25 protein-coding genes are annotated in these 24,174 nt (G+C 61.6%); 2 read left to right on the top strand and 23 right to left on the bottom strand.

The features are described from left to right. Positions 1–15: 15 nt before the first annotated feature. From cheY to flhA, 5 genes are all read right to left on the bottom strand, one after another. A complete protein-coding gene (gene cheY / locus ACESMZ_RS10580) occupies positions 16–399 on the bottom strand; it encodes a chemotaxis response regulator CheY (RefSeq protein ID WP_091848577.1) in 384 nt (127 codons plus the stop codon). Positions 400–587: 188 nt separating this feature from the next. After that, positions 588–1,337, bottom strand: a complete 750-nt coding sequence (locus ACESMZ_RS10575; protein ID WP_372956289.1) for an RNA polymerase sigma factor FliA — start codon at positions 1,335–1,337, stop codon at positions 588–590. A 31-nt stretch (positions 1,338–1,368) separates the two neighbouring features. After that, complete coding sequence (locus tag ACESMZ_RS10570) at positions 1,369–2,187, bottom strand: MinD/ParA family protein (RefSeq protein WP_372956288.1); 819 nt, start codon at positions 2,185–2,187, stop codon at positions 1,369–1,371. Positions 2,188–2,279: 92 nt separating this feature from the next. After that, positions 2,280–3,629: a flagellar biosynthesis protein FlhF gene (flhF, locus tag ACESMZ_RS10565; RefSeq protein ID WP_372972597.1), complete on the bottom strand. Its 1,350-nt coding sequence runs from the start codon at positions 3,627–3,629 to the stop codon at positions 2,280–2,282. Between the two features lie 24 nt (positions 3,630–3,653). After that, positions 3,654–5,831 carry a flagellar biosynthesis protein FlhA gene (gene flhA / locus ACESMZ_RS10560; RefSeq protein WP_372956470.1) on the bottom strand — a complete coding sequence of 726 codons (2,178 nt, stop codon included), beginning with the start codon at positions 5,829–5,831 and terminating at the stop codon, positions 3,654–3,656. A gap of 194 nt (positions 5,832–6,025) precedes the next feature. On the opposite strand from flhA, the gene upp reads away from it, so the two are divergent. Together upp and ACESMZ_RS10550 are read left to right on the top strand one after the other, a co-directional pair. Beyond that, entirely contained in the window at positions 6,026–6,664 is a 639-nt protein-coding gene (gene upp, locus ACESMZ_RS10555) for a uracil phosphoribosyltransferase (protein ID WP_372956286.1), read from the top strand. Position 6,665: 1 nt separating this feature from the next. After that, a complete protein-coding gene (locus ACESMZ_RS10550) occupies positions 6,666–7,967 on the top strand; it encodes a uracil-xanthine permease family protein (RefSeq protein WP_372956285.1) in 1,302 nt (433 codons plus the stop codon). Positions 7,968–8,071: 104 nt separating this feature from the next. Here the strand turns inward: ACESMZ_RS10550 and flhB are convergent, their stop codons facing one another. The 18 genes from flhB to fliE form a co-directional block, all read right to left on the bottom strand. Further along, positions 8,072–9,208, bottom strand: a complete 1,137-nt coding sequence (gene flhB / locus ACESMZ_RS10545) for a flagellar biosynthesis protein FlhB (RefSeq protein WP_372956284.1) — start codon at positions 9,206–9,208, stop codon at positions 8,072–8,074. 120 nt (positions 9,209–9,328) lie between these two features. After that, a complete protein-coding gene (fliR, locus tag ACESMZ_RS10540) occupies positions 9,329–10,108 on the bottom strand; it encodes a flagellar biosynthetic protein FliR (RefSeq protein ID WP_372956283.1) in 780 nt (259 codons plus the stop codon). Between the two features lie 7 nt (positions 10,109–10,115). Beyond that, positions 10,116–10,385 (bottom strand): flagellar biosynthesis protein FliQ, encoded by a 270-nt coding sequence (gene fliQ / locus ACESMZ_RS10535; RefSeq protein WP_091848585.1) that lies wholly within the window; start codon positions 10,383–10,385, stop codon positions 10,116–10,118. A gap of 11 nt (positions 10,386–10,396) precedes the next feature. Continuing rightward, entirely contained in the window at positions 10,397–11,185 is a 789-nt protein-coding gene (gene fliP, locus ACESMZ_RS10530; RefSeq protein WP_372956282.1) for a flagellar type III secretion system pore protein FliP, read from the bottom strand. Continuing rightward, positions 11,143–11,607 (bottom strand): flagellar biosynthetic protein FliO, encoded by a 465-nt coding sequence (gene fliO, locus ACESMZ_RS10525; RefSeq protein ID WP_372956281.1) that lies wholly within the window; start codon positions 11,605–11,607, stop codon positions 11,143–11,145. The genes fliP and fliO overlap by 43 nt, the downstream gene beginning before the upstream one ends. Positions 11,608–11,612: 5 nt before the next feature. After that, on the bottom strand, positions 11,613–12,113 hold the full coding sequence (gene fliN, locus ACESMZ_RS10520) for a flagellar motor switch protein FliN (RefSeq protein ID WP_372956280.1): 501 nt from the start codon (positions 12,111–12,113) through the stop codon (positions 11,613–11,615). Beyond that, complete coding sequence (fliM, locus tag ACESMZ_RS10515) at positions 12,106–13,104, bottom strand: flagellar motor switch protein FliM (protein WP_372956279.1); 999 nt, start codon at positions 13,102–13,104, stop codon at positions 12,106–12,108. Before fliM ends, fliN begins: the two co-directional genes overlap by 8 nt. Before the next feature lie 75 nt (positions 13,105–13,179). After that, a complete protein-coding gene (fliL, locus tag ACESMZ_RS10510) occupies positions 13,180–13,695 on the bottom strand; it encodes a flagellar basal body-associated protein FliL (protein WP_372972596.1) in 516 nt (171 codons plus the stop codon). 229 nt (positions 13,696–13,924) lie between these two features. Further along, the gene (locus tag ACESMZ_RS10505; RefSeq protein ID WP_372956277.1) at positions 13,925–15,223 is read right to left on the bottom strand and encodes a flagellar hook-length control protein FliK; all 1,299 of its coding nucleotides are present in this window, start codon (positions 15,221–15,223) and stop codon (positions 13,925–13,927) included. A gap of 138 nt (positions 15,224–15,361) precedes the next feature. After that, the gene (locus tag ACESMZ_RS10500) at positions 15,362–15,709 is read right to left on the bottom strand and encodes an Hpt domain-containing protein (RefSeq protein ID WP_372956276.1); all 348 of its coding nucleotides are present in this window, start codon (positions 15,707–15,709) and stop codon (positions 15,362–15,364) included. 114 nt (positions 15,710–15,823) lie between these two features. Further along, entirely contained in the window at positions 15,824–17,554 is a 1,731-nt protein-coding gene (locus ACESMZ_RS10495; RefSeq protein WP_372956275.1) for a SpoIIE family protein phosphatase, read from the bottom strand. 62 nt (positions 17,555–17,616) lie between these two features. Continuing rightward, on the bottom strand, positions 17,617–17,922 hold the full coding sequence (locus ACESMZ_RS10490) for an STAS domain-containing protein (RefSeq protein ID WP_372956274.1): 306 nt from the start codon (positions 17,920–17,922) through the stop codon (positions 17,617–17,619). A gap of 164 nt (positions 17,923–18,086) precedes the next feature. Then, the gene (gene fliJ / locus ACESMZ_RS10485) at positions 18,087–18,530 is read right to left on the bottom strand and encodes a flagellar export protein FliJ (RefSeq protein ID WP_372956273.1); all 444 of its coding nucleotides are present in this window, start codon (positions 18,528–18,530) and stop codon (positions 18,087–18,089) included. Further along, positions 18,527–19,906 carry a flagellar protein export ATPase FliI gene (gene fliI, locus ACESMZ_RS10480; RefSeq protein ID WP_372972595.1) on the bottom strand — a complete coding sequence of 460 codons (1,380 nt, stop codon included), beginning with the start codon at positions 19,904–19,906 and terminating at the stop codon, positions 18,527–18,529. Before fliI ends, fliJ begins: the two co-directional genes overlap by 4 nt. Further along, positions 19,887–20,735 carry a flagellar assembly protein FliH gene (locus tag ACESMZ_RS10475; RefSeq protein WP_372972594.1) on the bottom strand — a complete coding sequence of 283 codons (849 nt, stop codon included), beginning with the start codon at positions 20,733–20,735 and terminating at the stop codon, positions 19,887–19,889. Before ACESMZ_RS10475 ends, fliI begins: the two co-directional genes overlap by 20 nt. Beyond that, a complete protein-coding gene (gene fliG / locus ACESMZ_RS10470) occupies positions 20,735–21,772 on the bottom strand; it encodes a flagellar motor switch protein FliG (protein ID WP_372972593.1) in 1,038 nt (345 codons plus the stop codon). The genes ACESMZ_RS10475 and fliG overlap by 1 nt, the downstream gene beginning before the upstream one ends. Further along, entirely contained in the window at positions 21,765–23,477 is a 1,713-nt protein-coding gene (gene fliF, locus ACESMZ_RS10465; protein ID WP_372972592.1) for a flagellar basal-body MS-ring/collar protein FliF, read from the bottom strand. The genes fliG and fliF overlap by 8 nt, the downstream gene beginning before the upstream one ends. Positions 23,478–23,512: 35 nt before the next feature. Next, positions 23,513–23,881 carry a flagellar hook-basal body complex protein FliE gene (gene fliE, locus ACESMZ_RS10460; protein ID WP_372956268.1) on the bottom strand — a complete coding sequence of 123 codons (369 nt, stop codon included), beginning with the start codon at positions 23,879–23,881 and terminating at the stop codon, positions 23,513–23,515. Between the last annotated feature and the right edge of the window lie 293 nt (positions 23,882–24,174).

The following is a 24,174-nucleotide window of genomic DNA, read 5'->3' as shown; positions in this document are numbered from 1 at the left end:
GACACCAACGGCGCCTTACTGGATTCGCTCGAAGATCTTCTCGATCTTCTCCTTGAGTACAGCGGCCGTGAACGGCTTGACCACGTATCCGTTAACGCCGGCCTGGGCCGCCGCCACGATCTGGTCACGCTTGGCCTCGGCTGTCACCATCAGGATCGGCAGATCCTTCAGGTTCTCGTCAGCCCGTACCGCCTTGAGCAAATCAAACCCGGACATGCCCGGCATGTTCCAGTCAGTCACCAGGAAGTCGTACTTGCCCGTTTTCAGCATGGGCAGGGCGGTGTTGCCGTCATCCGCCTCGTCGGTGTTAGTGAATCCGAGATCACGGAGCAGGTTCTTGATGATCCGTCGCATTGTGGAAAAGTCGTCCACAATGAGAATTTTCATGTTCTTGTCCAATGGGACCTCCAGTTGGTCTTCGCCGGAATTATGACCTGGCCCTTTCGCAGGCCCCGGACAGACGCACGGCGTCTGCCCGCACTGCTGTCAGATCCTCAGCTGTGGCGTCATTCTATCAGTCTGAGCGATGCATACCGTTTCAATGTGTTATCGAACGATTCTGCTGCAAACACAGTTTTAACCGGGGCTCAGGAAGCATTCCCGTCCCCGGCCTGCCAGTCGGCCAGCCGGCCCCGCAACCGCAGCGCGGCCTGGCTGTGTATCTGGCTCACCCGGCTTTCGCTGACGCCGAGTACCGCGCCGATTTCCTTCAGGTTCAGTTCTTCCTGGTAGTACAGGCCCAGCACCAGTTTCTCCCGCTCCGGCAGGTCATTGATCGCCGCGGCCAGATTCTGGCGGAATGCCGCTCCGGACACATCATCCAGCGGATTATCCGACGCTTCCTGTTCCTGTATCGGCAGCTCGCCGGTTTCATTGAGCTCATCGAGGGAAAAAAGTCGGCCGGAGCTGGCATCGCTGAGACACGAATGGTACTCGGACAGGGTCATACCCAGCTCATCGGCCACTTCCTGATCCTGGGCTTCGCGCCCTTCCCGATCCTCCACCGCCTTGATGGCGGCCGAGACCCGGCGGGCGTTGCGATGGACCGACCGGGGTACCCAGTCACCCTTGCGGATCTCATCCACAATGGCGCCACGAATACGGATACCGGCGTAGGTTTCAAAGGAGGCGCCGCGGTCAGACTGATACTTGGCCGCGGCTTCCAGCAGACCGACCATTCCGGCCTGGATCAGGTCATCCAGCTGCACCGAGTCCGGCAGCCTGGCCATCATGTGCAGGGCGATTTTCTTGACCAGCGGCGCATGCTGTTCCACCAGTTGATGGGCGCTGCCCCGTCCGGTCTGATGGTAGATTCCGAGTCTTCTGGCCAAAGTCATGTATCCGGTTAACCCGTACCTCAGGAATGGATCAGGCGTTGCTGCCCACCAGGCGCTCCACGAAAAATTCCAGATGGCCCCGGGGCGATGTGGGCAGGGGCCAGTTGTCCACCTGCTCAGCCAGGGCCTTGATGGCGAGAGAGGCCTTGGCCCGGGGATAGGCATCCAGTACCGCCCGCTGGCGCTGTACCGCCTTGCGCACGGCCTCGTCGTAAGGAACCATGCCCACGTATTGTAGTGCAACATCCAGGAACCGTTCGGTGACCCGGGTCAGTTTACCGAACAGATGCTGGCCTTCCTGTTCGTTACGCACCTGGTTGGCGAGGATGCGGAAACGGTTGATGCCGTAGTCGCGGTTCATCAGCTTGATCAGGGCGTAGGCATCGGTAATGGAGGTAGGCTCATCGCAGACCACCAGCAGCAGTTCCTGGGCTGCCCGCAGAAAGCTGACCACGCTCTCGGAAATGCCGGCGGCGGTATCCACGATCAGCACATCCACCTGATCGCCCAGTTCGCTGAACGCAGTGATCAGGCCGGCATGCTCCATGGGGGAAAGCTGGGTCATGCGCTGGGTGCCGGAGGACGCCGGCACGATCTTGAGTCCCCCCGGACCATTGATCAGGACATCCCGGAGGTCGCATTCGCCGGACAGCACGTCCGCGAGATTGCGCCTGGCACTTATCCCCAGCAGGACATCAATATTGGCCAGGCCCAGGTCGGCATCCAGCAGGATGACCCGGCGACCCATCTGTGACAGGGCAATGCCCAGATTGACCGAGACGTTGCTCTTGCCCACGCCACCCTTGCCACCGGTGACTGCGATTACCTGAACCGGATGTGGTCTGCTCATAGTGGTTGTCTGTTTCCGCCGAGGTTGTTCTCATTCACACAGTATGTCTGCAGGGTGCCGACCACGTCCGGTTCCCGGCCTGCAGCGGCCGTTCAGGCACCTTCTGCCATGGCCTGCTGCTTGCGCACGTCCCGCAGACGCTCCACGCCCAGACGCACCAGCGATGCAGCATTAGCCGGATGCAGGTCCTGCGGGATTTTCTGGCCATCCGTAATCCAGGCCACCGGCAGGGCGGTTTCCAGGGCAAAGCCCAGAACCTCGCCGAGGGTGAGCGCTTCATCCAGCTTGGTCATGATGCAGCCTGCAAGACCCGCCATCTTATAGCAATGCCACATGGATTTCATGATCCGCGACTGACTGGTGGCCGGCACCACCAGATGGGGGCTGACCCGGTGGCGGCTGCTGGCCAGCTCAGACAGTTGTTCCTGGCAACCGGGATCGGCGCCGGACAGACCCGCGGTGTCAATCAGCACCAGGTGCCTGTCTTCCAGCTCGTCCAGCACCTCGTCGAGGCTGTGGCTGTCATCCACCACCCGCACCGGTACGTTCAGGATACGGCCGAACACGAAAAGCTGCTCATGGGCCGCTACCCGGTAGCGGTCGGTGGTAACCAGCGCCAGCGAGTCGGCACCGTGCTCCAGCACATACTGGGCGGCAATCTTGCCAATGGTCGTGGTTTTGCCGGAGCCGGTCGGGCCAACCAGTGCGTAGATGCCACCACGGGTGGCCCAGTCGCCGCCTCCGGTTTTCAGACCCGCCGCCAGGGTACGCAGGGCACGCTTCCAGTTATCCTCCAGCTTGCCACGACCGCCCTGACGGGCCAGGCTGGCCGCCAGGGTGCCGCTCAGACCGAACTCTTCCAGGCGCTCCGCCAGTCGCTTGCGCACCGCATCCAGGGTCTCCTGCGGGTCGGCCTGCAAACCGGCGAGAGGCGCACTCCTGCGGGCACTGCCCTGCTCACTGATCATGGCCCGCAGCGAGTCGAGCTCCCGGCGCATCGCCGCCAGCTCATCGCCGCCGGCGGCGGGCCCGGCTGGTGTCATTGATGCCCGGAGCGCTTCCGGCTCACGGGTTTCAGACAGCGATGGCAGGTTCTCGGTATCGAGGCGTTCACGTACCTCTTCACTGCGCTGCCGGGGCTCGTAGCCACCGCGCTGCTCCCGTAACTGACGGATACGACTGCGGGAGCGGCCAAGTTCTTCCTGTAGCCGGAGGTGTTGTTCCGCCTGAAGTTCAGCAAGACGGCCATCGCTGGTAGCATCCGCCGCAGCCTCGCCAAGTTTCTGACGGGCCATGTTCTCGTCGTAGTCCAGCGCTGTGACAATCTCCACACCGTCATCAATCCGCCGGCTGGACAGGATGACCGCATCATCCCCCATGGACTCGCGGACCTGCCTGAGGGCGGCGGACATGGTTGCCGCAAAGAACCGTTTTACCTTCATCTGTCTCTACCTCCCGGTGGGTCGTTACTGGCCGACCGACGCCACGATGGTGATCTGCTTGTTATCCGGCACTTCCTGGTACGACAGCACGTGCAGGCGCTCTACCCCGTAGCTGGCGAACTTCGCCAGCACCGGCCGCAGGGGTGCTGACACCAGCAGGATGGCGGGTTTGCCCATCATTTCCTGGCGCTGGGCGCTTTCCTGCAACGACCGCTGCAGTTTCTCCACCATGCCCGGTTCAAGGACCAGGCCGATATCGTCACCGCCGCCGGATTGTTGACTCTGTTGCTGACTCTTCAGCAATAATTGTTCCAGTTCCGGATCCAGGGTGATCACCGGTATCTCTTTCTCATTGCCACAAATACTCTGCACGATCATCCGGCGCAGCGCCTGACGGGCCGCCGTGGTGAGCACTTTCGGGTCCTGGCTCTTGGGATGGACGTTGACGATAGCCTCGGCAATGGAGCGCATATCGCGAATAGGCACCTCTTCCTGCAGCAGGCTCTGCAGCACTTTCAGCAGGATGGAGATGGACACGGTGGTGGGCACCAGCTCTTCCGCCAGTTTGGGCGAGACCTTTTCCAGCTGATCCAGCCACTTCTGCACTTCCTCGTGACCCAGCAGTTCGTGGGCGTGGCTCTGCAGGATCTGGTTCAGGTGGGTGGCCACCACGGTGCTGGCGTCCACCACCGTGTAGCCAAGCGTCTGTGCATTGTCTTTCTGGTCCGGCTCAATCCAGATGGCATCCAGGCCGAAAGCGGGGTCCTTGCCGGCAATGCCCTCCACCTTGCCGAACACCTGTCCCGGGTCGATGGCCAGTTCCCGCTCCGGGTGAATTTCCGCCTCGGCGATGGTCACTCCCATCAGGGTGATGCGATAGACGTTGGGCATCAGGTCCAGGTTGTCACGGATATGCACGGAGGGCATCAGGAAGCCCATATCCTGGGACAGCTTCTTGCGAACGCCCTTGATACGACTGAGCAGCTGCCCCCCCTGGGACTTGTCCACCAGGGGAATCAGGCGGTAGCCGACCTCCAGGCCAACGATGTCCACCGTGGCCACGTCGTCCCAGCCCAGCTCTTTATTTTCCGGTGGCGCCGGCAGGCCCTGCCCCTGGTCACCGGCTTCCGGCCGGACACCGCCGGAGGCCGCCACCTGGCTGCCACCACTGCGGGAGGTCGTTGGCCAGCTGCTGCCGCCGTCTTCCTCAACAGCCTGGCGCCCCTGCTTCCAGATCCACCAGGCGGCACCGGCGGCCAGCAGGCCCAGCCCCAGGAATGCCACGTGAGGCATACCTGGAACCAGGCCCAGCATAATCAGAATGGCGGCGGCAATCGCCAGGGCCTTGGGGGCGTCAAACATCTGCTTGAGAATCTGACCGCCCATATCCTGGCTGCTGGTTACCCGGGTCACCATGATGGCGGCAGACGTGGACAACAGCAGTGACGGAATCTGGGCCACCAGACCGTCACCGATGGTCAGCAGGGCGTAGTTCTGGGTGGCGGTGCCAAAATCCAGACCGTGCTGGAGCATGCCGATGCCAATACCGCCGATCAGGTTGATGAACAGGATCAGCAGGCCGGCGACCGCATCGCCCTTCACGAACTTGCTGGCGCCGTCCATGGAGCCGTAGAAGTCGGCTTCCTGGGCAATCTCTTCCCGGCGGTGCCTGGCGTCGTCCTGGTTGATCAGGCCGGCGTTGAGGTCGGCGTCGATGGCCATCTGTTTGCCGGGCATGGCGTCGAGGGTAAAACGGGCACTTACTTCGGACACCCGGCCGGCGCCCTTGGTGACCACCAGGAAGTTGATGATCATGAGGATGGCAAACACCACCAGGCCCACCGCATAGTTGCCGCCGATCAGTACCGCACCGAAAGACTCGATCACCTTACCGGCAGCGTCGCCACCTTCGTGCCCGTTGAGCAGAACAATCCGGGTGGACGCCACGTTCAGGGCCAGGCGCAGCAGGGTGGCAACCAGCAGAACGGTGGGAAAGGCCGCGAACTCCATGGGACGCAGCGCGTACACACACACCAGCAGGATGGTGATGGACAGGGCAATATTGAAGGTGAACAGCACATCCAGCAGGAACGCCGGCATGGGCAGGATCATCATGCCCAGCAGTGCCACGAGCATAATGGGAATGCCCAGGTTTCCCCGCGTCAGGGATTTGACGTTATTCAGGACAAGGGCCCGGTCCATGTTGACGGATATCTCCACAATGGTCGTTCTTGCTGCAAAGGCCAGGGCCGTTTTTTTGACGCCCGGGCCGGCTTACCGGGACTAGCGGCAAGATCCATACCATTTCTTACATTTTCTCCAGAATCCCCCCTGACTGAGCCGCTTCGATACGGTATCCTTGCGCAAATCCCACCCGACCAGCTGACAGGTGAACCATGCCCATTCACGAAGTCAAACACCCCCTTATCCAGCACAAGCTCGGCCTGATGCGCCGTGCCGACATCAGCACCAAGAATTTCAGAGAGCTTGCCCAGGAAGTGGCGTCGTTGCTGACCTATGAGGCCACCAAGGATTTCACCCTGAGCAAACACACCATTGACGGCTGGGCAGGTCCGGTGGAGGTGGAGCAGATCGGCGGCAAGAAAGTCACCATTGTGCCCATCCTGCGGGCCGGGCTGGGGATGCTGGATGGTGTTCTCAGCCTGATTCCGGTGGCCCGGGTCAGTGTTGTGGGTCAGATCCGCAACGAGGAAACCCTGGAAGCCTCCACCTACCTGGAAAAACTGGTGGGTGAGCTGGACCAGCGCATGGCACTGATCGTCGACCCCATGCTGGCCACTGGCGGCTCACTGATCTCCACCATCGACCTGCTGAAAAAGGCGGGCAGCACAGAAATCCGGGCCCTGGTACTGGTCGCGGCGCCGGAAGGTGTAGAGAAGGTGCTGGAGAAGCACCCGGATGTCTCCATCTATACCGCGTCGGTAGACGAGCGCCTGAACGAGAAAGGCTACATCCTTCCCGGCCTGGGTGATGCCGGTGACAAGATCTTCGGCACCAAGCAGAAGGATGTCTGATATGCAGGACGCTGATCACACCACCTCCCTGCGGGAGGACTACGCCGGCGAGCCGGTCTGGCGCCAGGCCCTGGCTGGTTCCCAGATGCTGCTGGTGGCTTTTGGTGCCCTGGTGCTGATGCCCCTGCTCACGGGCTTGGACCCGAGCGTGGCGCTGTTTACCGCCGGCCTCGGCACGTTGATTTTCCATATCGTCACCGGCGGCAAAGTGCCGGTCTTCCTGGCATCTTCCTTCGCGTTTATCGCGCCGATCATGGCGGCGAAGAGCCAGTTCTCCATTCCCGAGATTCTCGGCGGCCTGGTGGCAGCCGGTGTGCTTTACATCCTGCTGAGTGGCGCCGTGCGCCTGCGGGGCACCGGTTTCATCAACCGGCTGCTGCCGCCGGTAGTCATCGGCCCGGTGATCATGGTGATCGGCCTGGGGCTGGCTCCGGTTGCGGTAAACATGGCCACCGGCCATACCGGTGATGGCTCGGCCGAACTGGTGCCCTACAAGCCTGCCGTTGTCATCGCCATGATTTCCCTGCTGGTAACCATTGTGGTTTCCGTGTGGGCGAAGGGCATCTTCCGGCTGATTCCCATTATGGTCGGTATTATCGTTGGCTACCTGCTCACCTGGATTGCGGGAATAACCGGTATTACGCCGGTGATCGTGGACTTTTCTCCGATTGCGGAAGCCGCCTGGTTTTCCATGCCGGCCTTCCAGGCGCCCGCGTTCAGTTGGGGGGCGATTCTGTTCATGATTCCTGTGGCCATCGCCCCGGCTATTGAACATATCGGTGATGTGCTGGCGATCAGTAACGTCACTGGCAAGAACTTCCTCAAAAAACCGGGCCTGCACCGTACCCTACTGGGTGACGGCCTGGCCACCAGCTCCGCCGCGTTCCTGGGCGGGCCGCCCAACACGACTTATTCCGAGGTGACCGGTGCGGTCATGCTGACGAAGAACTTTAATCCGCGGGTAATGCTGTGGGCGGCGGGCGTGGCAATTGTACTGGCCTTTGTGGGCAAGTTCGGGGCGGCCCTGCAGACGATTCCCGTTCCGGTGATGGGGGGCATCCTGTGCCTGCTGTTCGGTTCGATTGCGGTAGTGGGCCTGAACAGCCTGATCCGCAACCAGGTGGACCTGTCCCAGGCCCGCAACCTGGTCATCGTGGGTGTGACGCTGGTATTCGGTATTGGCGGTATGGCGATTTTCGGGGTGGAGGGTATCGCCCTGTGTGGCATCGTTGCCATTCTGCTGAACCTGGTTTTGCCGGGTTCTGACAGTGCCTGGGGGGAGCGTATCCACCACGAGCACTGAATTCGGGCTTTGAGCCTGGCCGCCTCCACCTAGCCTGTCGGCGCGCGGAGAGGCGGCAACCAGGGGGGAGGCTTGCCCGGCGCCACGAGTCGCTGAGCATGAACCTATATATCCCGCCGCATATCCTTGGGAATCGGGAAATTGGGCATAGTCGGCCTGGGTGCATGCCCCTTGCGGAACTGCCGTAGCTGGAAGATATAGGCCAACACCTGGGCCACCGCCATGTACAGGCCGTCGGGGATCTCCTCCCCCACCTTGGTGTTGTGGTAAACCGCACGGGTCAGGGGCGGCGTACGCAGCAGCTCTACCTTGTTCTCCCGGGCGATTTCCATAATCTTGAAGGCCACCTCATCGGCCCCCTTGGCCACCACCACCGGCGCCCCCATGGACTTCTGGTCGTACTTCAACGCCACCGCATAGTGAGTCGGGTTGGTGATAACCACATCCGCCGTCGGCACATCCGCCATCATCCGCCGCTGGGCCATCTCCCGCTGCAGCTGACGAATCTTGCCCTTCACCTCCGGCTTGCCTTCCGTGTCCTTGTACTCGTCCTTCACCTCCTGCTTCGTCATCCGCAGTTTTTTCTGGTGATCATAGATCTGAAACGGCACGTCGATGACGGCAATAACGATGGTGGCACAGGCCAGGAAGAAAAAACTCCATGCCATGGTCCAGACCACATGGGCCATGGCCGGCACCACGGGTTCCTCGGCGATGCTCAGCAGATCCTCGGTACGCAGGTTCAGGATCAAAATGGCAACCGCCAGCACCAGGCTGACCTTCAGAATCGCCTTCACCAGCTCCACCAGCGACCGGGCAGAAAACATCCGCTTCAGGCCCTTGATGGGATCCATACGGTTCAGCTTGGGGGCAATGGCCTTTCCGCTGAACAGCAAACCACCGATACCGATGGGGCCTGCGATAGACGCAATCAATAGCAACAACAGCAACGGGCCAAGGGCCACGGTCGCTTCCCACGCGGAACCAATCAGCTGGGTGCTCATAAAGCGGGTATCAAAGATCTCCCCCCGCTCCAGCACAAACGCGCCACGCATGATCTGCTCCATGGACATGGCCAGACTCTTGCCAAACACCAGCAACCCACCGGCCCCGGCCAGCAGCACGGCCATGGTCGCCAGCTCCTTGGAACGGGCGGTCTGGCCGTCCTCCCGGGCCTTCTCAAGGCGTCGTGGCGTCGGCTCTTCCGTTTTCTCCTGACTGTTATCGTTCTCTTCGGCCATAGTAAGCGTCTAAAAGCGTGTGTAGGCGCGGCACCTTGCCAATGGGCCGTGGCCTTTCGCCCAAACCTGTAGGCAAAGCCTTGAAGCTAAGCCAGGGAAACGTTTGTCACCGATTCAGGATTACCCCTGAAGCCGTCTCATAAACTCAAAAGTCTCACGAGTATACTGCTCAAAGTGCGGCAGAAAATTGGCATGCAGCACCCATATGGCAAACAATCCAAAAATCAGGCCAATCGGGAAACCCAGGGCAAAAATGTTCATCTGCGGCGCCGCCCGCGTCATCACCCCGAACGAAATGTTCACGATGAACACTGCTGTCACTGCCGGCAGCGCCAGCAGCAAGGCCGACGCAAACATCCACGTGATACGGTGCGCCAGCTGCCAGACCCCCGCCTGCCCCAGCCCCTCAAGACCAATGGGCAGCGTACGGAAGCTCTCCAGAAACACCTCGATGGCCACCAGGTGACCGTTCATCGCCAGGTACAAAAGGGTGATCGTAATGGTGTAGATCTGGGAGAGAACCGTGACATTAACCCCGTGGGACGGGTCGTTCATGGAGGCAAACCCCAGACCCATCTGCATGGCAATCATCTGACCGGCAATAACGAACAGCTGGAACAACGCCGTCAGAGCAAAGCCCATACCCACACCGATCAGAATCTGCTGCAGGGTGATAATCACCGCCTCGGCACTGAGGGCCTCCACCTGGGGCACCGGCGGCAACATGGGCACCACCAGAATGGTCGTCAGCAACGCCAGCCCCAGGCGAACCCTGGCCGGTACCAGCTGGGTACCGATAAACGGGATCACCATGAAAAAACTGCCAATGCGAAACAACGGCCACAGGTGCTGCCCTACCCACTGACTGATCACATCCGCGCTGAGGTCGGCGGGAATCATACCCACCTCATCCGATCAGATAGGGGATGCTGCCAATCAGCCCCTCGGCGTGGTCAATCAGCTGGGTCAGCATCCAGGGGCCAGCGAAGATGATCACCAGCAGGGTCACCAGCAACCTTGGCAGGAAGCTCAGGGTCTGCTCGTTGATCTGGGTAGCCGCCTGGAAGGTACTCACTACCAGGCCGATGACCAGACCCGGGCCGATGATAAAGGCCGACAGCATTACGATCATCCAGAGGGCTTCACGCATGATGTCGATGGCGGTTTCCGGCGTCATGGCAGGCCTCCCTATATCCCATAGCTGGCAGCCAGCGTGCCCATGATCAGGGCCCAGCCGTCCACCAGCACAAACAGCATGATCTTGAACGGCAGCGAGATAATGATCGGCGACAGCATCATCATACCCATGGCCATCAGAACACTGGCCACCACCATGTCGATAATCAGAAACGGGATGAACAGGATAAAGCCGATCTGGAACGCGGTTTTCAGCTCGCTGGTTACAAAGGCCGGCATCAGCACCCAGAAGGACACGTCTTCAGGGGTGTCGTACTCCTCGTCGGCAATGCGCATGAAAAGCCCCAGGTCACTCTCCCGGGTCTGGGACAGCATGAACTGACGGAAGGGCACACTGGCAGCCTCCACCGCCTCCAGGGACGTCATCTCCTCCGCCAGGTAAGGCTGCAGCCCTACCCGGTTGGCCTCCTCGAACACCGGCTTCATGATGAAAATGCTCAGGAACAGTGCCAGCCCCAGCAAAATCTGGTTGGACGGCGTGGACTGAAGCCCCAGGGCCTGACGCAGGATGGCGAACACCACAATAATGCGGGTGAATGAGGTCATCATCATCAGCATGGCGGGCAGGAAGGTCAGCGCCGTCATGAAGGCCAGGATCTGCAGGGTGACGGAATACTCCTCCCCCTGCTCCCCCGGTATCACGGTGACCGCAGGAATACCCGGAATGCCACCGACCCCTTCCTGGGCAAACACATCCGGAGCCAGCGCCAGCCCCGCCAGGATCAACAACCACCGCATCAGTCCGCATCCCCCTTGCGGCCGGCGTCCCCCGGCTTCCATTGCCGTCCCATCAGACTGTGCAGCTTCCTGGCAAAGTCACCGCTTACCGGCTGACCGGGCGCCACCACCGGTTCGTCAAAGACATGGAGCGTGCGGATGGAACTCGGGGTAATACCCACCAGAATCTGGGTCCCCGCCACATCGATCAGGGCGATACGCTCCCGGGCCCCCAGGGCCATGACCGAGACAACCTTCATGGCACCGCTGTTCATGCCGGTCAGGCCATTCATGCGGCGGATCAGCCAGGCGCAGCCGAAGATCAGTGCCACCACCACCAGCAGACCAATACCCATGGTCGCCAGGGTAGCGACCGCGTCACTCTGGCTGCTGGTGCGCTCCGGGGCTTCCCGGACGGCTTCATCCTGCGCCAGGGTCAAGGCGGGCACCAGCAGCCAGGCTGCCAGGCTACCTGTGCGTCGCAATGCCCTCATTTCTGCAGGCGCTTGATGCGCTCACCGGGGCTGATCACGTCGGTCAGGCGGATACCGAACTTCTCGTTCACCATCACCACCTCACCGTGAGCGATCAGGGTACCGTTAACCAGCACATCCAGCGGTTCACCGGCCAGGCGATCCAGCTCGATCACCGACCCCTGGTTGAGCTGCAGCAGGTTGCGGATGGGAATCTGGGTATTGCCCACTTCCATGGAAATGGTTACCGGAATATCGAGAATGACATCCAGGTCCGGCTCGGCTCCCGGCGCAGCCCTGGACTCGGGCTGCTCGCCGAAATCCTCCATGGGAGCGGCTCTGACCTGCTTGCCGCTGTCATCATCGGAGCCTTCCGCCTCCGCCATGGCCGCAGCCCACTCGTCGGCCCGGTCTTCACCACCCTGGTCGTCACCGGATTCCCCCATGGCCGCTTCCCACTCGGCAGCCAGCTTTTCGTCTTCGCTGAGCTCGCGGTCGTCTTTGTTGTCATCAGCCATGTTTACCTACCTTCAGTTGTTTCTTCACCTTCGGAAGCCTGGTGCGTTCCTTGATTCGCAATGCCATCTTGCCATCCCGGGTCCCCAGGGTGGCCTTGTAGATGGGAATGCCGTTGGCGGTCATGTCCAGCGTCTCGGGCATTTCGATCGGAATCACATCCCCCGCCTTGAACCTGGCCACCTCGCGTAACGAGATCCGGCGCCGGCACACCGTGGCGTTGACCGGTACCTGCACTTCCTTGATGTCTTCCTGCAGGGCGTTGACCCAGCGTTCGTCGACATCGTCGATATCACTCTGAACCCCGGCATCCAGGACTTCCCGGATGGGCTCGATCATTGAATAGGGCAGCGCCATGTGCAGTTCGCCGCCACCGCCGTCGAGCTCCACATGAAAGGTACTGATGACCACCACTTCACTGGGACTGACGATGTTGGCCATCGCCGGATTCACTTCCGAGCTCAGGTACTCGAAATCCACCTTGAGTACCGCATGCCAGGCTTCCCGCATGTCCACAAAAACCTGGTCGAGTACCATCTGCACAATGCGGGTTTCCGTGGGCGTGAACTCCCGGCCCTCAATCTTGGCGTGCCGGCCCTCGCCTCCGAAGAAATTATCCACCAGCTTGAATACCAGCTTGGCATCGAGAATGAACAGCCCCGTGCCCCGCAGTGGCCGCACCTTGACCAGGTTGAGGCTGGTCGGCACGTAGAGGGTGTGAATGTACTCCCCGAACTTCATGATCTGGATGCCGCCGGTGGACACGTCGGCGTTGCGGCGCAACAGGTTGAACAGGCTGATGCGGGTATAGCGGGCAAACCGCTCATTGACCATTTCCAGGGTCGGCATGCGGCCCCGGACAATACGGTCCTGGCTGGCGAGGTCATATTGCTTGACCCCTTCTTCCTCGGCCTCGTCATAGGTATCGATGTCACCGTCGTCCACCCCGTGGAGCAGCGCATCGATTTCATCCTGTGAGAGTAAGTCCTGCATCGTTATCAGCCTCTGACTGCCTGCAGCCCGGGTGAATGCCGGTCACGAACCCCGGCACCTGGCCCCGGTATGTTTTTACTGGACAACAAAATTACGTAACAGCACCCGATCCAGGACGGGCTCCCCTTCCGCCGCCAGCGTCTCGTTGACTGCCACCAGCAGGCGATCGGGCAGCCCCTGGCGTCCTTCCGGCGTCTGCAATTCCATGAAGTCCAGCTGCCCCAGCTCAGCGATCAGCGCATTACGCAGCAGCGGCAGGTGCTTCTGCGCTGCGGCCAGGGCCGGAGCCTCGGTTGACTCAAAGGCCAGATACACCTGGATATAGCGCTGGCGGCCCGGGTCACGAATGGTGGTGACCAGCGGCCGGTCCATCACCATGTACTCCGCGGGCAGAAAGGCGTCCTCCTCCGCCGTGGCTGATTCATCCTCCGCCACGCCGCTACTACCCTTGGAGAGGAACCAGAACGTGCCCGCCACGGACAGGCCCACTGCCAGAACCAGGATGATCACCAGCAGCAGTATGGTTTTGAGCTTGCCTTTCCTGGGTGGCCCTGCCACCGCATTGTCTTCCGCCATTCCGGGGTCCGTCATTTTTTTGCCGTTTCTGGCCAGAGATCGCCTTACAGGGATTTCAAGCAATCCCTGCGCCAATCCCGACCAAACCAGATAATATGCCGCCCGAGTGTAACTCTAACGGCCTGCGAACCGAAATCCCGGCCCGCAAACAGAAACGCCAGCCTGATGGCTGGCGTTTCTGTTACAGCTGATCAGAGTGTAACCCCTGACCCTCCCTCTGGCGAATACTTTGGCAGGTCTGGCATCAGGCGTAGAGGTCCACTTCACCACGCCAGGACAGGTCCAGTGATCCGGCGGCCAGGTTATCGGCCTCGGCGCCGTCCAGTTCTCCGGCCCGCGGGCCGGTGCCAGGCTCTCTGTGCCCCTCGCCATCGCCTTGCTGGTCGGCGGTTTCACGCCCGGAGGAATCGCTCACATCAAAACCCTCCAGGCTGAGCCCCTGTTCGCTGAGCATGTCCCGCAACCGGTGGCCATGCAGTTCCAGCTGCTCCCTAACCGCAGGCGTTGTGGCATGAACCGTTACCGTGGCCTGGTCGTTCTGCACCTGCACCCGCACATCCAGGGGCCCCAGCTCCGGCGGGGTAATATGGATCTCCGCCACTGACATCTGACTGGCGGTCAGCCAGGCCAGTTTGCCCATGACTTTCTCTCCCCATTCGCTCTCGCCGACGGGGGCATCGACGCTGGTGCTGTAACTGCGCATCAGGGCCTGGGCTTCCTGCCCCCTCAGGGTGGCAGCCTGGTTCAGCGACTGGGTCAGTTCCGGCGCGGACATACGGGTCATCAGGGTATCGGCAAGCTTGCCGGATGACTCACTGACGTTCTGCAGTCCCGCCAGCAAATCTCCGCCCCTGGGGGCAGATTCCTTACCGCCTTGCATTATGGCGGCAAAGAGTTTGCCTACGGTGGACGCCCCCCCGGGCTGTTGCCCCAGGGACAGCCCCGGTGCCAGCAATCCGGCCGCCGGGGCACCTTTCAGGCTTCCCGTCGCGCCATTGGGCACCAGCCCGTTGACCCCAGTCGCAACCGGCACTTCAGCCTCATCCACCAACTCGAGCAATCCGGCGACCTGGCCATCCAGAGGCAGGCCTTCGAGAGCCTGATCATCCACAGACGACCTGGCAACCTGGCTCTCCGCTTCTGTCTTCTGTCCGGCGTCGGCAGCATGGTCTCCGCCACTGGTTTCCTTCCTGCGGGCGGCGGGCTTGCTGTCATCCGGCGTTTCAGGGCGGTCCTGTCTTGCCGTTTTTCCGGCATCCTTACGGTCATCGGCATCCCCGGCGCGGGCTGAACGCCCGTCATTGCCCTTTTCGGCAACGTCCGCGCGGCGCGATTCCGTCTGACGCTCCTGCGCCATGGTCCGCTCCCGGGCACGGTCATCGGCACGTCGTTGCTCCAGGCGTTTCTCCTGCTGGCGCATAATCTCGTCATACCGGCTGGGCCCCTTGTCAGCCGCACTCTGGCTGTCCTGGGCTTTGCCGGTGTTTTTTCGGTCAACGCCCGAATCGGGGTTAAGTAACTGGGTCAGTACCATTGAGGACATGGCAACCTCTTGCCGCTGAATCTCTGAAATTCGCCGGAAAGGCGGGGTTTCCAGGGATACTGCAAACGGGATGCCAGAGAGGGAAAGAGCCGGTAAAACCGGCCCGGATACTGGTATGGCGGCCTGCGAGCCGCAGGCTCAGGCCAGGAGGGATTCTTCCATCAGACGGCGAACGGTGGCGAACTCGGCCTCCAGCTCCACCATGGACTGGCGCGCCGTGTCCAGGTCGCCTTCCCGGCCGGCCTTTTCAATCTGCATACAGAGATCCCCCAGGCGGGAAGCTCCAATATTGATACTGCTACCCTTGAAACTGTGAGCGGTCTTGGCGAAGGCATCCGGATCATTGTCGGACAGGGCCTGATGAAGCGCCTGGATTCGTTCACGGGAGTCGCTGATGTACGTCTGGATGAGGATATCGAATTCATCCTCCATCACATCCCGCAGTTCCGCGAGAGCTTCTTCATCAAGGTGTGGCTTGTTGATCATAACCAACCTCATGGGAGCCACCGGTCAGGCGTGGCTCTTGATGTGTTTGTCTATCATAATCCGGGCAGTTGGTGAAATTACAACCCGGTGACCCGGCAGCAATCCCGACAGACTTCAGGTATGTCCGCTCCCGTTTTCGGTCAGTTCCCAATCATATACTACTTCGGCCTGATTTCCTTGTTTGTTGTAGCTCAGGCCACTGGACAAGCGGCGGATCAGTGTGAGCCCGCGACCCGAATAGACGGTTCCGCCATTGTCATTGGCGAGAGTGTCCGGATCGAACCCCCGGCCGGAATCCAGACACCGGATAACCAGCCGGCCGCCGTTATCCCGCAGACAATGCTCCAGTTCAAAGCGGATATAGTGGCCATCCACCCTGGTCAGGCGCCGCTCCCGTTCGGCGTAGTAGCGGGCAAAGCCTTGCGGCCCGTCTTTCCAGCCGGAGGGCAACTCCAGCACGCCGTGCTCCAGGGCATTGTTGTACAGCTCCGCCAGCAGGGTGTAGATCTCTCCGCTATGCTGTCGCAGGCCCGCCACCGCCATGCACACGTGGAGCAACAACGGCAACGGGTTGAACTGCCCAAGGGTCTCCCCCTCCACCTGGTAACTGCAGCGCCAGAAGGCCGGGCCGGTCAGGGCCGACTGGGTGGCGGCCACGGAACGGATGGCCACCGGATCCTGGCCAGTCACCCGCAGCCCAAGCAGGGTCAGGTCGTCGCTCTCCTGTGCGCTGCCGGCAAAGGTCTGTACCGCTTCAACCAGGTGATCCACAGGCGATGCGTGGAGTGGCCGCGTGGCCAGCGTTTCCGCCAGCCGCTGCTCACCAAAGTGGCGCCCTCCGGCGTCGGCCGCCTCCAGCACCCCGTCGGTCATCAACAGAAGCTGGTCCCCGGGATGCACCGGGTATTCCTCCATGGGGGCGGCGAACCGTTCCGGCGCCAGGACACCCAGTGGCAGGTGTCGTGACCTCAGGGCGTTACAGGAACCATCCGTCCGTAACAGGTAGCCATCCGGCAGGCCGCCATTCCAGACGCTGATGATACCCTGACGAAAATCCACCTCGGCAAATGCCGCGCAACAGAACATTCCGATGGGCAGGATCCGCACCAGCTTCTGGTTCAGCTCCCGCAGCACATCCGGACCACTGAATCCCTTGCTGGTCATGCCGTAGAAAATCTCCGCCACCGGCAGGGCGCCAATGGCCGCCGGCAGACCATGGCCAGTGAAGTCACCTACCAGCAGGTGCATGCCCCCGGCGGGTCGTGGACAGGCGAACAGGATATCGCCATTGAACACGGACATGGGTGAGGCGTGATACCGGATATTGGGCGCATCCAGGCAGCCGGTATGGGCGATGTTGTCGAATACCCGGCGGGCGGTGACCTGTTCATTCAGCAGTTGGTCGTTGCGGGCCCGGATCAGGTCCCGCTGCCGGCTCAGGGTTTCGTGCATTCGCCGCATACGGTCAAAGGCACCCAGCTTGGCCTGGATGATGACCGGGTTGTAGGGCTTGGGCAGGAAGTCATCACCACCGGCGTCCAGGCACTGGGCAAGAGACCCTGCGTCGGACAGGGAAGTCAGAAAGATCACCGGCACCATGGTCTCCCCGGCCAGGGCCTTTATCTGCCGGGCTGCCTCCACACCGTCCATGCGCGGCATCATCACATCCAGCAACACCATGTCCGGTTGCCAACGCTCAAAGAGTTGCAGGGCGGCCTGGCCATCCTCAGCGGCCTCGACCTCGTGCCCCTGGCGGCGCAGTATCGCCTTGAGGATCAGTCGGTCGGTGCTGCTGTCGTCAGCGATCAGCAAACGTAGCGGTCTGGGATTCTCGGGGTCTGTCACGGGTGCGTCCTCTCACCCCGGAGGTCATTGCCGTCGCTGGCACAAAGCCCCCGCTGGTACAGTCAGCGAATGGAAAACAGCTGCTCGAAGTTGGAAATGGCCAGGATACGGCGGACATCGGCATTGCAGTTCTCAATGTGGATGCTGGCATTGTCACCACCGGCAAAATCCCGCAGCAACAGCAGCATGCCCAGCGCAGAGCTGTCCAGATAGCTCGTATCGGACATGTCGATCACCCAGTGGCGAACTCCCTGGGAGTCCTTTTCGTAGGCGTCACGGAAGGCCTGGTGGGTGCTGAAATCAAACCGCCCCTCAATGGCAATGGTGCGGGTTTCACCGTCGTCGCTTTGTCGGGTGTGCACAGGCATCGTCTTTCCCTCCGCTGACCGGGGCCGGATGTCACCTCCGGCTGTTGGGTAATCCTGCCGTTGATCGAACGCCACTGCAAGGCGGTCATCAGCGGTACACGGGGATTACGCCCTTCAGGATAGCCAATAGCACCGGGTTTGTATTCCGCAGCCCCGTGAACCGCTCAGCGCCGGCGGGAAAACTGGCGGGCGGCGGCTTCGTCGGCCTGTTTCTGTTCGGCCAGGTCCCGGGCCCGTTGTTCCTGGGTGCGGCAGGTTTCGATGTATCGCTCCATCCCCCGCCGTCGCTCCCAGGCCTGTTGCCACTGCTGACGTGCCTGTTCAACCCGCTGCCCGGCCTGCCCGGTCCGGGTCTGCTGCTCGCCAATAAGCAGGTCCAGCCGGGCGATAAAATTCTGCCACCCCTGCAGGCGGGCAACCGGGACCGTGCCCTGCTGCTGTTGCCGCATCTGCTGGTGGTACTCCTGCTGATAACGCTGCAGTTCCTCCAGGCGGTCCTGCTCTGCCTGCCACTGGCGGCGAACCTCGTTCATGCGGTCCAGGGCCTGTTGCTCCTTGCGTTCCTCCAGCTGAAGTACTACCTGAAGACGCTCCGAACGTACCGTCATTCACGGCCTCCGGCCTGATTCTTCTCCGGGCTCTGGGGTCTGGCGGGCTTTTCGGGCAACAATGCCAGCAACTGCTCTACCGACTGTTCGAACGGTGCCGCTTCATTCAGGCCCTGCTGCAGGAAGTCCCCCATGGCATCAATGTAGCGGATGGCGAAGTCGGTTTCCGGATCGGAGCCCTTCACATAGGCTCCCACGCTGATCAGATCCCGCGCCTGCTGGTAGCGGGAATACACCTGTTTGAAGCGCTGGGCCCGGGCAAAGTGATCCGGCGCCGTCACATGGGGCATCACCCGGCTGACGGAAGCTTCCACATCAATGGCGGGGTAATGGCCCTCTTCCGCCAGGCGACGGGAGAGTACGATATGGCCATCGAGGATGGCCCGGGCGGAGTCCGCCACCGGATCCTGCTGGTCATCCCCTTCGGTGAGTACCGTATAAAACGCGGTAATGGAGCCACCACCGGGCTTGCCGTTGCCGGTGCGCTCGACCAGCTGCGGCAGCTTGGCGAACACCGAAGGCGGATAACCCTTGGTCGCGGGGGGTTCTCCCACCGCCAAGGCAATTTCCCGCTGGGCCTGGGCGTAGCGGGTCAGCGAATCCATCAGCAACAGCACGCGCTTGCCCTGGTCCCGGTAGTATTCCGCAATACGGGTGGTCAGCATGGCGGCCCGCAGGCGCATCATGGGCGAGTCATCCGCTGGCGATGCCACTACCACCGAGCGGGACAGCCCTTCCTCACCGAGAATGTCATCGATGAACTCCTTGACCTCCCGGCCCCGCTCGCCGATCAGGCCCACAACGGTAATATCGGCGTCGGTAAACCGGGTCATCATGCCCAGCAGCATACTCTTGCCCACACCGCTGCCCGCAAACAGACCCAGGCGCTGGCCCTGGCCCACAGTCAGCAGGCTGTTGATAGCACGGATACCCACATCCATGGAGGTGCGCACGGGCGCCCGGTGCAGGGGGTTGATGATTTCGCCGGAGAGCGGCACCCTGGCCTCGGCCTGCAGCGGACCGTGGCTATCCAGGGGCTCGCCGTTGCCATTGACCACACGACCCAGCAGACCCTCACCCACAGGCACCTTGCTGGCCGCAGACAGGGGCACCACCCGGGCGCCGGGGCGCAGGCCGTCGATAGCCGTCAGGGGCATCAGGTAGACCCGGTCATCCTCGAAGCCGACAACCTCGGCCTCCACTGTCGCGTCGCCATGCCCGAGTATCAGGCAGCGATCCCCCACAACCATGGGGCAGCCAACGCACTCCAGGGTGAGGCCGACCATTCGGGTCAGGCGTCCGGACAGCTCCGGTGCAGGTTCAGAGGGAATATTGGCACTCAGTTGAAGCAGGCGCTCAGCCAGGCTGCTGGTCATCGTCGGACTCCCCCAGCTCGTCAAGCACATCCCGGTGGAAATCGGACAGGTCACCCATCACCGACTCCAGCTGCTCACTTTCGCCGGCGGAGGCGTTACCGATCTGTTTCTCCAGCATGGCCTGGACGGCTTTCTGGAAACGCTTTTCAACGGTGTAGTCCACCAGCGAATGCCGGGTTTCCACCTTGCAGCCACCTGCAAGGATCGTCTCATCGCCGATGACCGCCACCTCCGCATCAAGCCGGCCGGCCACGGCCTTTACCCAGTCTACATCGGAGGGATGAACCCGGACGCGCACATTCTCACGGGTCGATGGCAAGCTGTTGACGGCGTCGGTGACCACCTGCCCGACCTGCGACGAGTCCAGGGACAACTCCCGGTGAATGACCGCCCGGGCCAGCACCGTGGCCAGGTTGACCAGGGCCGATTCCAGCTCGTCCTGGTGCCGCTCGATAGGGGCAACGAGTTCGGCCATGACGTTTTCCAGGCGCGCCAGTTTTTCGTCGATGGCACTGCGGGCGTTCTGTTCGGCCTTCTCACGACCTTCCCTTTCGCCGGTGTCCCGGCCCTCCCGGTAGCCCTGCTCACGGCCTTCCTCCGCACCCTTCCTGAAACCTTCCTCATAGCCTGTAGCGCGGCCCTCTTCCCGGCCTTCTTCCCAGGCGGAGTTGCGAATGGCCTCGATATCCGCAGCGGTGAGCGGCTTGACGTCGACTTCTTCCTCGCGGGGCACCTCGTTGCCATGCTCGTCCAGCAGGGGCAGCTCCCACCGCTCCCAGGCACTGAGTTCTTCGGGGGGGACATTGGCGCGGCGACGGGAGTCCTTCATCACATCATTTCTTCGCCGGCGCCGCCCAGGGTGATTTCACCCGCTTCGGCCATGCGACGGGCAATCGTGATAATGTCTTTCTGGGCCGTTTCCACTTCACTAACACGGACCGGGCCCTTGGCCTCCAGATCATCCTGCAGCAGCTCGGCCGCACGTTTGGACATGTTGCGGAAGATCTTGTCCTTGACGGCATCGTCGGCACCCTTGAGGGCCACGACAAGAACCTCGGAGGATACCTCACGCAACAGGGCCTGGATGCCCCGGTCGTCCACTTCCACCAGGTTATCGAATACGAACATAAGATCCTCGATAGTGGAGGCCAGGTCCGGATCCATGTCCTTGATGGAGTCCATCAGACCCCCCTCGATGGAGCGTTCCATGAAGTTCATGATGTCGGCGGCCCGCTTGACGCCGCCGATGCGACTGGTCTGGGCGCCGGATCCCCCGGAGAACTGCTTCTCGAGAATATCGTTAAGTTCCTGCAGGGCCTGGGGCTGAATGCTTTCCAGCGCAGCCACCCGCATCATCACGTCCAGCCGCACCTTGTCGTCCAGGGTGGCAAGAATCTCTGCCGCCTGGTCCGGATCCAGGTAGGAAATGACAATGGCCTGAATCTGCGGGTGTTCGTACCGGATGATGTCACCCACCGCCCTGGGCTCCATCCATTTGAGAGTGTCCAGGCCGGTGGTATTGCCACCAATCAGAATGCGGTCGATCAGGCTGGCGGCCTTGTCGTCACCAAGGGCCTGGGTCAGCATGGCGCGGATGTATTCGTCGTTGCCCACACCCAGGCCGGTCTGGCCACCAACCGCATCGACGAACTCGTTCAGCACGTAGGACACCTCATCCTTGCTCACGTCCTTCATCTGGGCCATGGCCACACCTACCCGCTGGACCTCCTTGGGGCCCATATGCCGCAGGATTTCAGCCGCATCGGACTCACCCAGGGACATCAGCAGGATAGCGGCCTGTTCCACCCGCGGAATCTTGCGACGCAGCTGCTTTCTGTCCTCGTCCTGGCGATTTTCTTCACTCATCGACGTTCACCCACTGGCGCATTACCTGGGCGACCCGGGCCGGGTCCTCGGCAATCAGCCCCTTCAAAGCGTTCAGGTGCCTATCATAACTGTCAGCAGCACCAGGCAAAAGCAGCTCGTCCTGACCACCCATGGCATCCGCAAGGGCCTTGTCGGCGCCCATACCAAGGTCATCGTAGGCGCTCCCGCCGGCGTCGAGATCATCTTCCCGGTCACGGCGGCCACCACCGGAGATGGACTTGAGCACCGGGCGCAACAGGCCCAGTACCAGCGCAAGGATGACCACACCGGCGAGCACCTGCTTCATCAGGTTCCAGAACCAGGGTTGCTCCCAGAACGATGGCTCCACGTATTCCACCGGTTCCTCCGGGGCAAAGGCAGTGTTCATCACCGTTACGCTATCACCCCGGGCAGCGGAGTAGCCAACCGCGTCGCGGACCAGCATGTTGATCCGTTGAAGCTCCTGCTCTTCCCAGGGCTGGTAGGTGACCTCACCTGTATCCGGGTTCACCACCCGCTTGTCATCCACGGCCAGGGCAACCGTCAGGCGCTTGAGCCCCCCCTGGGCCTGGCGGATGTAGCTGACGGTGCGATCCACCTCGTAGTTGCGGGTGGACTCCCGGCGGACATCCACCGGCTGCGCCTGGTCTTCCTCCTCTTCATCCTGGTTACCTGCGCCAGCCTGCTCAGGCACCTCGGCCTGGCCCGGCGGCTGATTCGACAAGGCGCCGGGGACACCACCCTGGGCACCGGCGGATCGCTGCTCGGACATTTCCCGCTCGCTGCGAATGGCCTGCTGTTCCGGATTGAACAGCTCTTCGGCCTGCTCCAGAGAGGAGAAGTCCAGGTCGGCACTGACCTCCGCCCGGAAGCGACTGTCACCAACGATGGGAGCAATCATGGAAGCCACCCGGCGGGTCAGTCGTTCCTCCACCCGCTCGGTGTATTCATACTGTTCCTGCATGTCCCGGCGATTCTCGTCCTCTTCACGGCCCGTCAGCAGGTTGCCGTTCTGATCCACCACGGTCACCTGTTCGCGACTCATTTCCGGCACACTGCCAGCCACCAGGTTGACGATTGCCCGGATCTGTTCCTGCTCCACCCGACGACCGGCAAACACATTCAGGAATACCGACGCGGTGGGCTTGCGGGCATCACGAACAAAGACTGAACGCTCGGGAATGGCCAGGTGTACCCGGGCGGATTTGACGCTGCGCATACTGCTGATGGTCCGGGCCAGCTCCCCTTCCAGCCCCCGACGGAAGCTGACGGTTTCCATGAACTGGGACGTACCAAGCCCCTGATCCTGGTCCAGTAACTCGTACCCGATGGTGTCCCGGTCAGTCACGCCCTCGGCCGCCAGCTTGAGGCGAGCGTTATAGACATCGTCGGCGGCCACCAGCAGGGCACCGGAGCGACCGTCCATACGGTACTCGATGCCACTCTGGTCCAGGATGCGGGAGACGTCTTCCGGGTTGTAGCTGGACAGATCACCCAGCACCGGCTGGTAGTTGGGCTCCTGGGCCCACAGCACCACCGCCACGCCCAGCGCCACGCTGGCCGCCAGCCCCACCATGAGACCGATCTGCCGCAGCAGGTTCAGGCGATTGAAACCGAACAGCAGATCACTGCGGCTTTCGCTTTCGGTGTCCGAGCCGGTGGTGGAAAGCTCGGTGGAGGTGGCGTCTGCAGGTACACTGGCCATGGATTTGCTCCGCTGCTAACTCGTTATACCGGCCGTCAGATCGGCATGTTCATGATGTCTTCATACGCCTTGACCACCCGGTTACGAACCTGGGACAAGGCATCAAAGGCGACCGACGATTTCTGGGAGGCAATCATCACCCGGGTGATATCCACGTTCGGGTCGCCCTGCTCATAGGCGGTTCGAAGTTCGCCGGTGGTCGACTGCAGGTCATTAACCTTGTTCACGGCCTGGTTGAGCATGTCGCCGAAGCCCTGGGTTTCGTTGACCTTTTCCGGACCCGACGGCTTGTCCACCTGGCCACGTATCGCCAGGTCGTTGTCCATGCGCTGGTTCTGCATCATCTGCGCCCGCAGATTGCGCATCTCAGAGAGGACGTTATTGATGTCGGCTCGCTGGACCATTGCTCGTCTCCCGGTTCCAAAAGCTCTTTCCTGGCCCGCGCCATGGCGTCAGGCTGAACAGATTCACCAGCCGTAATGCAAAGTCCTGACCAACTCAAAATTAACCAATAATTACAAAGAATTAAAAAGAATAGATGGTAGGGACCAGGGGGCCACGTCGGGAAATTGACAGGTACAAACCGGGCTGACGGGAGCAGAATCGAGTAGGAGGGGGAGTTGCCTCCCCCGTCCTCTCACACCACCGGGCATACGGTTCCGTACCACGGCGGTTCATGATTGGCTCTGAAGCCGAA

The sequence above is a fragment of the Marinobacter sp. genome, assembly GCF_041690615.1.
Lineage (GTDB): Bacteria > Pseudomonadota > Gammaproteobacteria > Pseudomonadales > Oleiphilaceae > Marinobacter.
The sequence above is the reverse complement of the archived record's forward strand: the minus strand, read 5'-3'. Positions and strand labels throughout refer to the sequence as shown.

Excerpts from the sequence above, each read along its gene's own strand:
- ACESMZ_RS10505 (WP_372956277.1), bottom strand. The coding sequence starts at position 15,223 with ATGTCCTCAATGGTACTGACCCAGTTACTTAACCCCGATTCGGGCGTT.
- fliF (WP_372972592.1), bottom strand. The coding sequence starts at position 23,477 with ATGGCCAGTGTACCTGCAGACGCCACCTCCACCGAGCTTTCCACCACC.
- flhA (WP_372956470.1), bottom strand. The coding sequence starts at position 5,831 with ATGGACCGGGCCCTTGTCCTGAATAACGTCAAATCCCTGACGCGGGGA.
- ACESMZ_RS10490 (WP_372956274.1), bottom strand. The coding sequence starts at position 17,922 with ATGCCTGTGCACACCCGACAAAGCGACGACGGTGAAACCCGCACCATT.
- fliI (WP_372972595.1), bottom strand. The coding sequence starts at position 19,906 with ATGACCAGCAGCCTGGCTGAGCGCCTGCTTCAACTGAGTGCCAATATT.
- fliR (WP_372956283.1), bottom strand. The coding sequence starts at position 10,108 with ATGATTCCCGCCGACCTCAGCGCGGATGTGATCAGTCAGTGGGTAGGG.
- fliN (WP_372956280.1), bottom strand. The coding sequence starts at position 12,113 with ATGGCTGATGACAACAAAGACGACCGCGAGCTCAGCGAAGACGAAAAG.
- fliE (WP_372956268.1), bottom strand. The coding sequence starts at position 23,881 with ATGGTCCAGCGAGCCGACATCAATAACGTCCTCTCTGAGATGCGCAAT.
- fliJ (WP_372956273.1), bottom strand. The coding sequence starts at position 18,530 with ATGACGGTACGTTCGGAGCGTCTTCAGGTAGTACTTCAGCTGGAGGAA.
- fliM (WP_372956279.1), bottom strand. The coding sequence starts at position 13,104 with ATGCAGGACTTACTCTCACAGGATGAAATCGATGCGCTGCTCCACGGG.
- ACESMZ_RS10570 (WP_372956288.1), bottom strand. The coding sequence starts at position 2,187 with ATGAGCAGACCACATCCGGTTCAGGTAATCGCAGTCACCGGTGGCAAG.
- fliP (WP_372956282.1), bottom strand. The coding sequence starts at position 11,185 with ATGGAAGCCGGGGGACGCCGGCCGCAAGGGGGATGCGGACTGATGCGG.
- ACESMZ_RS10500 (WP_372956276.1), bottom strand. The coding sequence starts at position 15,709 with ATGATCAACAAGCCACACCTTGATGAAGAAGCTCTCGCGGAACTGCGG.
- ACESMZ_RS10475 (WP_372972594.1), bottom strand. The coding sequence starts at position 20,735 with ATGAAGGACTCCCGTCGCCGCGCCAATGTCCCCCCCGAAGAACTCAGT.
- fliG (WP_372972593.1), bottom strand. The coding sequence starts at position 21,772 with ATGAGTGAAGAAAATCGCCAGGACGAGGACAGAAAGCAGCTGCGTCGC.
- ACESMZ_RS10575 (WP_372956289.1), bottom strand. The coding sequence starts at position 1,337 with ATGACTTTGGCCAGAAGACTCGGAATCTACCATCAGACCGGACGGGGC.
- flhF (WP_372972597.1), bottom strand. The coding sequence starts at position 3,629 with ATGAAGGTAAAACGGTTCTTTGCGGCAACCATGTCCGCCGCCCTCAGG.
- ACESMZ_RS10550 (WP_372956285.1), top strand. The coding sequence starts at position 6,666 with ATGCAGGACGCTGATCACACCACCTCCCTGCGGGAGGACTACGCCGGC.
- upp (WP_372956286.1), top strand. The coding sequence starts at position 6,026 with ATGCCCATTCACGAAGTCAAACACCCCCTTATCCAGCACAAGCTCGGC.
- fliQ (WP_091848585.1), bottom strand. The coding sequence starts at position 10,385 with ATGACGCCGGAAACCGCCATCGACATCATGCGTGAAGCCCTCTGGATG.
- flhB (WP_372956284.1), bottom strand. The coding sequence starts at position 9,208 with ATGGCCGAAGAGAACGATAACAGTCAGGAGAAAACGGAAGAGCCGACG.
- fliL (WP_372972596.1), bottom strand. The coding sequence starts at position 13,695 with ATGACGGACCCCGGAATGGCGGAAGACAATGCGGTGGCAGGGCCACCC.